Genomic DNA, 12,684 nt, shown 5'->3' on the forward strand with positions numbered 1-12,684 from the left:
GCAGGTATGACGTTGTTTAGTTTGTTATTGGTTTTAGGCTGGGAACGCCTGTTTAAACTGGGTGAACACTGGCAGCTGGATCACCGGCTGGAGCCGCTGTTCCGCAGGCGGCAGCACTTTTCGCTGCTGCGCACGCTATTCATGACCGCGATCGCCATGCTGATTGTCTGGCTGGTGGTCTGGAGCCTGAAAGGCATTCTGTTTGGCGTTGTGCAGCTGCTGTTCTGGATCATGGTAGGGCTGCTGTGCATCGGTGCCGGCTCGGTACGCCTGCACTATCATCGCTATCTTAAAGCGGCAAGCCATGATGATGAAGCCGCACATCAGGCGATGGCCGCCGAGCTGACGCTGATTCATGGCGTGCCGGTGGCGTGCAGCGAGCGTGAGTTTTTGTGCGAGCTGCAAAATGCGCTGATCTGGATTAATTTCCGTTACTATCTCGCGCCGATGTTCTGGTTTGTGGTGGGCGGCCCGTACGGTCCGGTACTGCTGGTCGGGTATGCCTTTTTACGCGCCTGGCAGAGCTGGCTGGCAAAACACCGCTCGCCGCTGGAGCGCGCGCAATCCGGGGTTGATCGCATACTGCATCTGCTGGATTGGGTGCCAGTGCGTCTGGCGGGCGTGGCTTACGCACTGCTCGGTCACGGGGAGCGTGCGCTACCGGCCTGGTTTGCCTCACTCAGTGACCGGCATCGCCCACAATATCAGGTGCTCACCAGCCTGGCGCAGTTCTCGCTGGCGCGCGATCCGCATCTGGATAAAGTGGAAACGCCACGGGTGGCCGTGGCGCTGGCAAAACGTATCTCCCTGGTGCTGGTGGTCGTGGTGGCACTGCTGACGATTTACGGTACGCTGGTGTGATCGGCAGGCGGTACACCGAAATCCGGTGTACCGTCTTTGCGCCAGGTAAAGTATTTCAATCGTGTGTGGCGATTCGGATCCCACAGCGGATCGCCCTCAATTTCGGTGTAGTTACGCGCGTGATACACCAGTACATCCTGGCCTTTCTCATCCTGCGTGAAGCTATTGTGTCCCGGTCCGTACTGCTGGTTATCCCAGCTGGTACTGAACACCGGTCGCGCGGATTTCTGCCATGCCCGGCTATCCAGCGGATCGGCCAGCGCATCAATGCTTAACATTCCCAGACAGTAGTTCTCATCCGTGGCGCTGGCGGAGTAGGTGACAAACAGCCGATCGTTATGGCGAATCACGGCCGGCCCTTCATTGACGCTAAAGCCTGCACACTCCCACTCATATTCCGGCCGGCTTAGCATCACGGGCGTGCTCTTCAGCGTCCAGGGGTTGAGCAGTTCCGCCAGATAAAGGTTGGAGTTACCAGGAATCGCCGGATCTTTCTGCGCCCACAGATACCAGTTTTTGCCCTGATGCACGAAGTGAGTCGCATCCAGTGCGAAGCTGTCAATGTGGTATATACCCGGCGGCATGGCTGCCAGTGGCCGCTCAGGGGATCGGCATCGTCACACACCAGCGCATACATGCGGTGCTGGAATAACCCCTCTTTGATGGCGCGCGTGGGGGCTGCGGCGAAGTAGATCACCCACTGCCCGTTAATATGGTGCAGCTCCGGCGCCCAGATCAGTTCGCTGTACGGTCCGGTATCCGGCTTCTGCCACACCGTTACCGCTTCCGCCGCGATCAGGCCATTTAGCGTGCTGGCATAGCGGATCTCCAGCCGGTCATACGCCGGCACTGAAGCGATAAAGTAGTAGCCGTCGCCGTGCCGCAAAATAAACGGATCGGCGCGTTGAGTAATAAACGGGTTAGGCCAGCTCATTTGATCTCTCCGGGTTGAGTAGTGGCGGTGGCGGAGGGTGCCGATAAGTCACGGAAATTAGCGCGGCGCAGTGCCAGGTCATCCTGAATGGTGCGCATTAGCTGGCGATCGACTTTGAGCAGTCGCACCACGCCCGCGGTGATCAGGTAACCGACACCGGGGATAACGGTGAACAGCAGCATGATGCCATTGATCGCCTCAGCGGATTGCTGCTTCGCGCCCGCATTGTAGCCATAGATGGACAGTAAAAAACCGACCATCGCACCTGCTACTGCCAGGCCGACTTTCAGGAAGAACAGATTGCCGGAGAAGCTCATGCCGGTAATGCGTTTACCGGTTTTCCACTCACCGTAATCATCAACATCGGCCATCAGCGACCAGTGCAGCGGCGAGGGAATCTGGTGCAGGATATTTAGCAGGAAGTAGGCAATCACTACCGCGACAGTGGCATGCGGATCAATCCAGTAGAAACCGCAGGAGAAGAGCGCCAGTGCGATGTTGGTCCAGAAGAAGACTTTCAGCTTGCACCAGCGATCGGTAAGGATTTTTGCCAGCGTGCTGCCGAACATCATGCCAATCACGCCCAGGCTGATAAACAGCGTGGCGAAGTGCGTGGACTGACCCATCACCCAGGTGACGTAGTACATGGTGGCCGCCATGCGAATAAAGCCAGGGCAGACGTTGCAGAAGGTCAGCAGCAGGATGCGCACCCACTGATCGTTCTTCCACACATCCCGCAGATCCTTCTTCAGGTCATCATTGCTCGGCACTGCCGGACGAATACGCTCACGCACCGTGGCAAAGCAGAACAGGAACATCGCCAGACCGATCAGCGCCAGTACGCTCATCGCCAGCTGATAGCCGCGCGCTCTGTTTTCACCACCAAACCACTCGGCCATGGGCAGCAGCGAGAGTGAGAGGATCAGCGTTGCCACGCCAACCATGACAAAACGATATGACTGGCAGGAGACGCGTTCGCTCGGGTCATTCGTGATAACGCCGCCCAGCGAGCAGTAGGGAATGTTGATGGCGGTGTAGGTGAGCGACATCAGGAAGTAGGTGACAAATGCCCAGATGACTTTGTTGTCATAGCTCCAGTCTGGCGTGGTGAACATCAGCACGCTAAACAGCACGTAAGGCACTGAGACCCAAAGCAGCCACGGGCGAAAACGGCCCCATCGGCTCTGCGTACGGTCAGCGATAGCGCCCATAATTGGATCGGTTACCGCATCAAGCACGCGCACGGAAAGCAGTAGCGTGCCCACCAGCGCCGGGGCGAGGCCAAACACATCAGTGTAAAAATAGTTGAGGAAAAGCATGATGGCGCCGCCAATCATGTTACATCCGGCATCGCCCATGCCGTATCCCAGTTTTTCTCTGAACGAGAGGGCTGCTCCTTTCATAGTCGTCTCCTGCGACAGGTGGAGCAAAAATTATCTGCGTAAAATCAGCAGTCTGGTGGTAAATAATCGGTCGGGTAGATGGACAAAATGCGCGGAGGAGGAAAAGTGTGAGGCAGATCGGCTGAATGGCCCGACGCTAATTTGTCGGGCCGCAATACATTAGGCTTTCTGGACTTTATTTTTGATGGTGTAACCTATCGCCAGCACCACCAGCCAGACCGGAATCAGCCAGACAGAGATCGCCATGCCCGGCGTGATAGCATGATGACCAGCACGGCAGCCATGAACAGCAGGCAGATCCAGTTACCCAATGGATAGAGCACCGCGCGAAAACGGGTAGTTACGCCCTGCTGATCTTTCTTTTTACGGAATTTCATGTGGGCAAGGCTAATCATCGCCCAGTTGATCACCAGCGCAGAGACCACCAGTGACATCAGCAGGCCGAAGGCTTCGCCAGGCATGAGGTAGTTGATCAGCACACACAGCGCGGTAGCCACCGCAGAGACCAGAATAGTGCCGACCGGAACGCCGCGGCGATCCACTTTCAGCAGCGCTTTCGGCGCGTTGCCCTGCTGTGCCAGACCAAACAGCATACGGCTGTTGCAGTAAACGCAGCTGTTATAGACCGACAGCGCGGCGGTCAGGATCACCACGTTCAGTGCATTGGCAACCAGCGCATCGCCCAGTTCATGGAAGATCAGCACGAAGGGGCTGGTCTCTTCCGTTACGCGCGTCCACGGCATCAGCGAGAGCAGCACAGCCAGCGAGCCAATATAGAAGATCAGAATACGCCACAGCACCTGATTGGTGGCTTTAGGGATGCTCTCTTCCGGATTGTCCGCTTCTGCGGCAGTGATGCCAACCAGCTCCAGCCCGCCGAATGAGAACATGATAATAGCCATCATCATGACCAGGCCCGTCATACCGTGCGGCAGGAAGCCGCCCTGACTCCACAGATTGCTGACAGAGGCTTGCGGGCCGCCGCTACCGCTGAACAGCAGCCAACCGCCAAACAGAATCATGCCAATAACCGCCACCACTTTAATGATCGCGAACCAGAACTCCATTTCGCCAAACACTTTGACGTTAGTGAGGTTGATGGCATTGATAACCACGAAGAAGATCGCGGCGGTAGCCCAGGTAGGGAAATCCGGCCACCAGAACTGGATATATTTGCCCACGGCCGTGAGCTCAGCCATCGCCACCAGTACATACAGCACCCAGTAGTTCCAGCCAGAGGCGAACCCGGCAAAGTTGCCCCAGTACTTGTAGGCAAAATGGCTGAAGCTGCCGGCTACCGGCTCTTCTACTACCATCTCACCCAGCTGCCGCATAATCAGAAAGGCGATGAAACCGGCGATCGCATAGCCGAGAATGACCGCCGGACCCGCCGATTTAATCACTGACGCGCTACCCAGAAACAGGCCTGTGCCTACGGCACCGCCCAGCGCAATCAGCTGAATATGGCGATTTTTTAAGCCGCGATGCAGCGTTTCGCCATGCTGTTGTTCCATACAAACCTCGTTATGTAGTTATTGTGCGCCTGCAGTGCGCGCACTGTAAGGCTGTTTTGCTCAATGTAATCTTTTCTTTACGGCATCTGGCGTGCTGTGTGCATGCACTGGCTACCATGGCGACCAGAATAGTGATAAGCGCGTCGCTTTGCACCTGCTTTTGCTTTTTGTGCTAAGAGATGGCTGAAAAAGCAGCAGCATCCTCTGCCTGCCCTAATGAATATTTTTGCCACGAATAAAAGCAGTACACGAATAGCTTTCCCTTATGGCTGCAAGGGAGATGCCGGGCTAACTCAGTGTAAGGTTTGGTAAAAGTGAAATTTGTTAACATTTGCCTGCACTCAGACATTTCTTGCCTGATACCGGTAAGTTAGCGCGCTGTATCAGGAATCTACCCCGGAAGGGTGACCGGCGGCATCTGGACACAAGGTGAATACTTTGTTACTTTACCGGCACCATTTTTCAATTGGTATTACCAATTTACTCCGGACGTTTGGCTCATAAGAAGGGAAGATGGCTTACAGTAAAATTCGCCAACCCAAGCTCTCCGATGCGATTGAGCAGCAACTGGAATCGCTGATCATGGAAGGCACGCTCCAGCCGGGTGAAAAACTGCTTCCCGAACGCGAACTGGCCAAACAGTTTGATGTCTCACGTCCGTCACTCCGTGAAGCGATTCAGAGTCTGGAAGCCAAAGGTTTGCTGATGCGCCGCCAGGGTGGCGGGACGTTTGTGCAGCAGAATCTTTGGCAAAGCCTGAGCGATCCGCTGGTTGGCCTGCTGGCTGAGCATCCGGAATCACAGTTTGACCTGCTGGAGACGCGCCATGCGCTGGAAGGCGTAGCGGCCTATTATGCGGCGTTGCGCGGTACCGATGAAGATCTGCAGCGCATCCGCGACTGCCACATACATATTCAGCAGGCGCAGGAGAGCGGCGATCTCGATGCGGAAGCAGATGCCGTAATGAAGTATCAGATCGCGGTCACAGAAGCGGCCCATAATGTGGTGCTTCTGCATTTGCTACGCTCTATGGGCCCTATGCTGGAACAAAACGTCCGTCAGAATTTCGAATTGCTCTACGCTCGCCGGGAAATGCTGGCGAAAGTGAGCGGTCACCGCGCCAGTATTTTTGAGGCGATTGTGGCTCGTGAGCCGGAACAAGCACGCGAGGCATCCCATCGTCACCTGGCGTTCATTGAGGAAATCTTGCTGGACAGAAGTCGGGAGCAGAGCCGTCGTGAACGCTCCCTGCGTCGTTTACAGCAACGTAAGGAATAACGCACGGCAATGAACGTGCGACATAAACGACGGGCCTGTCTTCTTGTGCTGTGAACCTGAAGCAAAGCATAAGAAGACAGGCTCCTGATAATTCAACGTATTAGACACAGATAAGGAATACACCCCATGTCAGAACGTTTACAGAATGACGTGGATCCGATCGAAACTCGTGACTGGCTACAGGCGATCGAATCGGTCATCCGTGAAGAAGGTGTTGAGCGCGCGCAGTATCTGATTGACCAGGTATTAAGTGCTGCCCGCAAAGGTGGTGTGAAAGTGGCTGCGGGCGGTAACGCCGTAAGCAACTACATCAACTCTATTGCTGTTGAAGATGAACCGGACTATCCGGGCAACACCTCTCTTGAACGTCGTATCCGTTCCGCAATTCGCTGGAACGCCATCATGTCAGTTCTGCGTGCGTCGAAGAAAGATCTGGAGCTGGGTGGCCACATGTCCTCCTTCCAGTCCTCTGCCACCATTTATGAAGTGTGCTTTAACCACTTCTTCCGTGCGCGCAGCGAAAAAGACGGTGGCGATCTGGTTTACTTCCAGGGTCACATCTCTCCAGGTATCTACGCACGCGCGTTCCTGGAAGGGCGTCTGACTGAAGAGCAGATGAACAACTTCCGTCAGGAAGTGCACGGCAACGGTCTCTCCTCTTATCCGCACCCGAAACTGATGCCGGAGTTCTGGCAGTTCCCGACCGTTTCTATGGGTCTGGGTCCGCTGAATGCGATTTATCAGGCTAAATTCCTGAAGTATCTGCATCACCGTGGTCTGAAAGATACCGCTAACCAGACCGTTTACGCCTTCCTGGGCGATGGCGAAATGGATGAGCCGGAATCAAAAGGCGCAATCACCATCGCGACCCGTGAGAAGCTGGATAACCTGGTCTTCATCATCAACTGTAACCTGCAGCGTCTGGATGGCCCGGTCACCGGTAACGGCAAGATCATTAACGAGCTGGAAGGCATCTTTGCCGGTGCTGGCTGGAACGTGATCAAAGTGATCTGGGGCGGTCGCTGGGATGAGCTGTTGAAGAAAGACACCAGCGGTAAACTGATCCAGCTGATGAACGAAACCGTTGATGGCGATTATCAGACCTTTAAATCCCGCGATGGCGCTTACGTACGTGAGCACTTCTTCGGTAAATACCCGGAGACCGCCGCGCTGGTGAAAGACTGGTCCGACGAAGAGATCTTCGCCCTGAACCGCGGTGGTCACGATCCGAAGAAAGTCTACGCTGCCCTGAAGAAAGCGCAGGAGACCAAAGGTCAGCCAACGCTGATTCTGGCACATACCATTAAAGGCTATGGTATGGGCGACACCGCGGAAGGCAAAAACATTGCGCACCAGGTGAAGAAGATGAACATGGATGGCGTACGCTACATCCGCGATCGCTTCAACGTGCCAGTGGCCGATGACAAAATCGAAGATCTGCCTTACGTCACCTTCGAAAAAGGCTCTGAAGAGTACAACTACCTGCACGGCCAGCGTGAAAAACTGGGCGGCTACCTGCCAACCCGCCAGCCAAACTTCAGCGAGAAGCTGGAGATGCCTGCGCTGGAAGAGTTCAGCGCGCTGCTGGAAGAGCAGAACAAAGAGATCTCAACCACCATCGCTTTCGTGCGTGCACTGAACGTGATGCTGAAGAACAAGTCGATCAAAGATCGCCTGGTACCGATCCTCGCGGACGAAGCCCGTACCTTCGGTATGGAAGGTCTGTTCCGTCAGATTGGTATCTATAGCCCGAACGGCCAGCAGTATACGCCTCAGGACCGTGAGCAGGTTGCTTACTATAAAGAGGACGAAAAAGGCCAGATCCTGCAGGAAGGGATTAACGAGCTGGGCGCAGGTTCATCCTGGCTGGCGGCGGCAACGTCTTACAGCACCAACAATCTGCCAATGATCCCGTTCTACATCTATTACTCGATGTTTGGCTTCCAGCGCATCGGCGATCTGATGTGGCTGGCGGGCGATCAGCAGGCGCGCGGCTTCCTTGTCGGCGGCACCTCTGGTCGTACTACGCTGAACGGCGAAGGTCTGCAGCACGAAGATGGTCACAGCCACATTCAGTCGCTGACTATCCCGAACTGTATCTCTTACGATCCGTCTTACGCCTACGAAGTGGCAGTCATCATGCATGATGGCCTGGTACGTATGTACGGTGAAGCGCAGGAAAACATCTACTACTACATCACCACGCTGAACGAAAACTACCACATGCCAGCGATGCCGCAGGGTGCGGAAGAGGGTATCCGTAAGGGTATCTACAAGCTGGAGACGGTAGAGGGCAGCAAAGGCAAAGTGCAGCTGCTGGGCTCAGGTTCTATCCTGCGCCACGTACGTGAAGCCGCACAGATCCTGGCGAAAGAGTACGGTATCGGTTCTGACGTCTACAGCGTGACCTCGTTCACCGAACTGGCGCGTGATGGCCAGGATTGTGAGCGCTGGAATATGCTGCATCCGACCGAAGAAGCGCGTGTACCTTACATCGCTCAGGTGATGAACGATGCGCCGGCTGTGGCATCAACCGACTACATGAAGCTGTTTGCAGAGCAGGTTCGCAGCTACGTACCGGCCAGCGACTATCGCGTGCTGGGTACCGATGGCTTCGGGCGTTCTGACAGCCGCGAAAACCTGCGTCACCACTTCGAAGTGGATGCATCGTATGTGGTGGTAGCTGCGCTGGGTGAGCTGGCTAAACGCGGCGAGATCGATAAGAAAGTGGTTGCGGACGCGATCGCGAAATTCGATATCGACGCCGATAAAGTTAACCCGCGTCTGGCTTAAGAGGTAAGAGAGTAATGGCTATCGAAATTAACGTACCGGATATCGGGTCAGACGAAGTTGAAGTGACCGAGATCCTGGTGAAGGTGGGCGACAAGGTTGAAGCTGAGCAGTCGCTGATCACCGTGGAAGGCGATAAAGCCTCAATGGAAGTGCCTTCGCCGCAGGCCGGCGTGGTGAAAGAGATCAAAATCTCTACCGGTGACAAAGTGAATACCGGTTCACTGATCATGATCTTTGACGCGGAGGGTGCCGCAGAGGCTGCACCTGCCCCGGCGGCAGAAGAGAAGAAGGCCGAAGCGGCGCCAGCAGCAGCGGCATCCACTGAAGCGAAAGACGTCAACGTGCCGGATATCGGCGGCGATGAAGTCGAAGTAACCGAAATTCTGGTTAAAGTCGGCGACAAAGTTGAAGCCGAGCAGTCGCTGATCACCGTGGAGGGCGATAAAGCTCCATGGAAGTGCCTGCACCGTTTGCGGGCGTGGTGAAAGAGATCAAGATCGCTACCGGCGATAAAGTGAACACAGGTTCACTGATCATGATCTTCGAAGCCGAAGGCGCAGCGCCGAAAGCTGACGCGAAGCCGGAAGTGAAAGAGGCTGCTGCCTCTGCACCGGCTGCGGCTGCGGGTGCGAAAGAGGTCAACGTACCGGACATTGGTGGCGACGAAGTGGAAGTCACCGAAGTGCTGGTTAAAGTGGGCGACAAAGTTGAAGCTGAGCAGTCACTGATTGTGGTTGAAGGCGATAAAGCTTCGATGGAAGTTCCGGCGCCATTCGCTGGTACGGTCAAAGAGCTGAAAGTCTCAACGGGCGATAAAGTCAGCACCGGTTCACTGATCATGGTGTTTGAAGTCGAAGGCGCAGCGCCTGCGGCATCGGCACCGGCAGCGAAACAGGATGCCGCACCGGCAGCAGAAGCGAAGCCCGCGGCAGCGCCTGCGCCAGCCGCAGCGAAAACCGAAGCGAAGAGCGAGTTTGCTGAGAACGATGCTTATGTCCACGCGACGCCGGTGATTCGTCGCCTGGCGCGCGAGTTCGGCGTGAACCTGGCGAAAGTCAAAGGCACCGGCCGCAAAGGCCGCATCCTGAAAGAGGATGTGCAGACTTACGTGAAAGACGCCGTTAAGCGTGCAGAAGCGGCACCGGCTGCGGCTGCTGGCGGCGGTCTGCCAGGCATGCTGCCATGGCCGAAAGTGGACTTCAGCAAGTTCGGCGAAATCGAAGAAGTGGAGCTGGGCCGTATCCAGAAAATCTCGGGTGCTAACCTGAGCCGTAACTGGGTGATGATCCCGCACGTGACTCACTTCGATAAAACCGATATCACCGATCTGGAAGCGTTCCGCAAACAGCAGAACGCTGAAGCTGAGAAGCGTAAGCTGGATGTGAAGTTCACGCCTGTCGTGTTCATCATGAAAGCAGTAGCGGCTGCGCTGGAGCAGATGCCACGTTTCAACAGCTCGCTGTCTGAAGATGGTCAGAAACTGACGCTGAAGAAGTACATCAATATCGGTGTAGCGGTGGATACGCCAAACGGTCTGGTGGTTCCGGTGTTCAAAGACGTGAACAAGAAGGGCATCACCGAGCTGTCGCGTGAACTGATGGCGACCTCGAAGAAGGCGCGTGATGGCAAGCTGACCGCCAGCGACATGCAGGGCGGCTGCTTCACCATCTCCAGCCTCGGTGGCCTGGGCACCACGCACTTCGCGCCGATTGTGAACGCGCCGGAAGTGGCTATCCTCGGTGTCTCTAAGTCAGCGATGGAGCCGGTCTGGAATGGCAAAGAGTTTGCACCGCGTCTGATGATGCCCATCTCGCTCTCCTTCGACCACCGCGTGATCGACGGTGCTGATGGTGCGCGCTTCATCACCATCATCAACAATATGCTGTCTGATATTCGCCGTCTGGTGATGTGACGTTAATCAAGGCCGGCGAATGCCGGCCTTGTTGTAAGCATTCGGAGTTGCCGCGGTTGGCAGTTTGTTAACAATTCTGTAAACTCTCGCGGTGAAATGTCCCGGTGGATATAGGGCATCCGGAGTCTGGGATAGACTCTACGTCTGGCCGCCGGAAATCTAACAAGAGGTCATGATGAGTACAGAGATTAAAACTCAAGTCGTGGTACTTGGGGCAGGTCCTGCAGGTTACTCTGCAGCCTTCCGTTGCGCTGATTTAGGTCTGGAAACCGTTCTGGTTGAGCGTTACAGCTCCCTCGGTGGTGTGTGTCTGAACGTAGGCTGTATCCCATCGAAAGCGCTGCTGCACGTCGCGAAAGTGATTGAAGAGGCGAAAGCGCTGGAAGAGCACGGTATCGTGTTTGGTCAGCCTCAGACTGACATCAACAAAATTCGTACCTGGAAAGAGAAAGTCATCACTCAGCTGACAGGCGGACTGGCCGGTATGGCCAAAGGCCGTAAAGTGAAAGTGGTGAACGGTCTGGGTAAATTCACCGGTGCCAACACCCTGGTGGTGGAAGGTGAAGGCGGCGCGACCACCATCAACTTCGATAACGCCATCATCGCTGCAGGCTCACGTCCAATCGAACTGCCTTTCATTCCTCATAGCGATCCGCGCGTATGGGACTCTACCGATGCGCTGGAGCTGAAAGAAGTACCGAAGCGTCTGCTGGTTATGGGCGGCGGTATCATCGGTCTGGAGATGGCGACCGTGTACCATGCGCTGGGTTCAGAGATTGATGTGGTCGAGATGTTCGACCAGGTTATCCCGGCAGCCGATAAAGACGTGGTCAAAGTCTTCACCAAGCGTATCAGCAAGAAGTTCAACCTGATGCTGGAGACCAAAGTTACCGCTGTTGATGCCAAAGACGACGGTATCTATGTCTCTATGGAAGGCAAAAAAGCGCCAGCTGAAGCACAGCGTTACGATGCGGTACTGGTGGCAATTGGCCGCGTACCGAACGGTAAAGGTCTGGATGCCGGTAAAGCGGGCGTGGAAGTGGACGACCGCGGCTTCATTCGCGTTGACAAGCAGATGCGCACCAACGTGCCACACATCTATGCAATCGGCGATATCGTCGGTCAGCCAATGCTGGCGCACAAAGGTGTGCACGAAGGTCACGTCGCGGCAGAAGTGATCTCGGGCCTGAAGCACTACTTCGACCCGAAAGTGATCCCATCTATCGCCTATACCGAGCCAGAGGTTGCATGGGTCGGTCTGACCGAGAAAGAAGCAAAAGAGAAGGGCATCAGCTACGAAGTCTCCACCTTCCCTTGGGCAGCTTCAGGCCGTGCTATTGCTTCTGACTGCGCAGACGGTATGACCAAACTGATCTTCGACAAAGAGACGCATCGCGTGATCGGTGGTGCAATTGTCGGCACTAACGGTGGCGAGCTGCTGGGTGAAATTGGTCTGGCGATTGAAATGGGCTGTGATGCGGAAGACATCGCGCTGACCATTCACGCGCACCCAACGCTGCATGAGTCAGTCGGTCTGGCAGCTGAAGTGTTTGAAGGCAGTATTACTGACCTGCCAAATGCGAAAGCGAAAAAGAGATAAGCTTTGTCTCTGAATAAATAAAGTAACGGCTCCCGAAAGGAGCCGTTTTTTATTACAGGTACAACTTAAAAATATCGATAAAAAAGGCGCAAGGGCAAACATCCCGCGATGCCGGAATAGCGGGAGCGAACTCCCGCTAAAGAAGTTTACGGTTGAGCTTCGTAGGCCATGATAGCCGATAATTCAGCAGTGAATATCCGCAGTCGTAATTCGCAAAGCGAACTGCGACTGGCCAGACACAAACTTAACAGTATGAGCCCGCTGATAATCAGCGTGCTGAATCTTAACTTCATAATCACTTACTCCTTGCAATAGCACGAGCGAGCGACTACCCTGACATTGCTTAGGTGTCAGTGGGTCGCTCGCTCGTGCGGTTAATGAAAATTAAT

At 55.2% G+C, this 12,684-nt stretch carries 6 protein-coding genes and 3 pseudogenes; 5 read left to right on the top strand and 4 right to left on the bottom strand.

Annotation, left to right across the window (positions count from 1 at the left end):
- Positions 1-6 precede the first annotated feature (6 nt).
- Positions 7-861, top strand: a complete 855-nt coding sequence (gene ampE / locus HA48_RS08050) for a beta-lactamase regulator AmpE (RefSeq protein WP_128600553.1) — start codon at positions 7-9, stop codon at positions 859-861.
- Here ampE and HA48_RS08055 read toward each other — a convergent pair.
- The 3 genes and pseudogenes from HA48_RS08055 to aroP all read right to left on the bottom strand — a co-directional run bounded on the left by HA48_RS08055 (position 843) and on the right by aroP (position 4,712).
- A pseudogene (locus tag HA48_RS08055) lies at positions 843-1,795 on the bottom strand (glycoside hydrolase family 43 protein). The gene ampE and the pseudogene HA48_RS08055 overlap by 19 nt on opposite strands.
- Entirely contained in the window at positions 1,792-3,198 is a 1,407-nt protein-coding gene (locus HA48_RS08060; protein ID WP_128600554.1) for a glycoside-pentoside-hexuronide (GPH):cation symporter, read from the bottom strand. Before HA48_RS08060 ends, HA48_RS08055 begins: the two are co-directional and overlap by 4 nt.
- Before the next feature lie 159 nt (positions 3,199-3,357).
- Positions 3,358-4,712: pseudogene (aroP, locus tag HA48_RS08065) on the bottom strand (aromatic amino acid transporter AroP).
- A gap of 513 nt (positions 4,713-5,225) precedes the next feature.
- Here aroP and pdhR point away from each other — a divergent pair.
- The 4 genes and pseudogenes from pdhR to lpdA all read left to right on the top strand — a co-directional run bounded on the left by pdhR (position 5,226) and on the right by lpdA (position 12,295).
- Entirely contained in the window at positions 5,226-5,990 is a 765-nt protein-coding gene (pdhR, locus tag HA48_RS08070; protein ID WP_128600555.1) for a pyruvate dehydrogenase complex transcriptional repressor PdhR, read from the top strand.
- Between the two features lie 126 nt (positions 5,991-6,116).
- Positions 6,117-8,783 carry a pyruvate dehydrogenase (acetyl-transferring), homodimeric type gene (aceE, locus tag HA48_RS08075; protein ID WP_128600556.1) on the top strand — a complete coding sequence of 889 codons (2,667 nt, stop codon included), beginning with the start codon at positions 6,117-6,119 and terminating at the stop codon, positions 8,781-8,783.
- Between the two features lie 14 nt (positions 8,784-8,797).
- Positions 8,798-10,695: pseudogene (aceF, locus tag HA48_RS08080) on the top strand (pyruvate dehydrogenase complex dihydrolipoyllysine-residue acetyltransferase).
- A gap of 175 nt (positions 10,696-10,870) precedes the next feature.
- The gene (gene lpdA / locus HA48_RS08085; RefSeq protein ID WP_128600557.1) at positions 10,871-12,295 is read left to right on the top strand and encodes a dihydrolipoyl dehydrogenase; all 1,425 of its coding nucleotides are present in this window, start codon (positions 10,871-10,873) and stop codon (positions 12,293-12,295) included.
- A 146-nt stretch (positions 12,296-12,441) separates the two neighbouring features.
- On the opposite strand, the gene HA48_RS22785 is transcribed toward lpdA, so the two are convergent.
- Positions 12,442-12,588 carry a Hok/Gef family protein gene (locus HA48_RS22785; protein WP_128600558.1) on the bottom strand — a complete coding sequence of 49 codons (147 nt, stop codon included), beginning with the start codon at positions 12,586-12,588 and terminating at the stop codon, positions 12,442-12,444.
- Positions 12,589-12,684 lie beyond the last annotated feature (96 nt).

The organism is Pantoea wallisii, assembly GCF_002095485.1.
Lineage (GTDB): Bacteria > Pseudomonadota > Gammaproteobacteria > Enterobacterales > Enterobacteriaceae > Pantoea > Pantoea wallisii.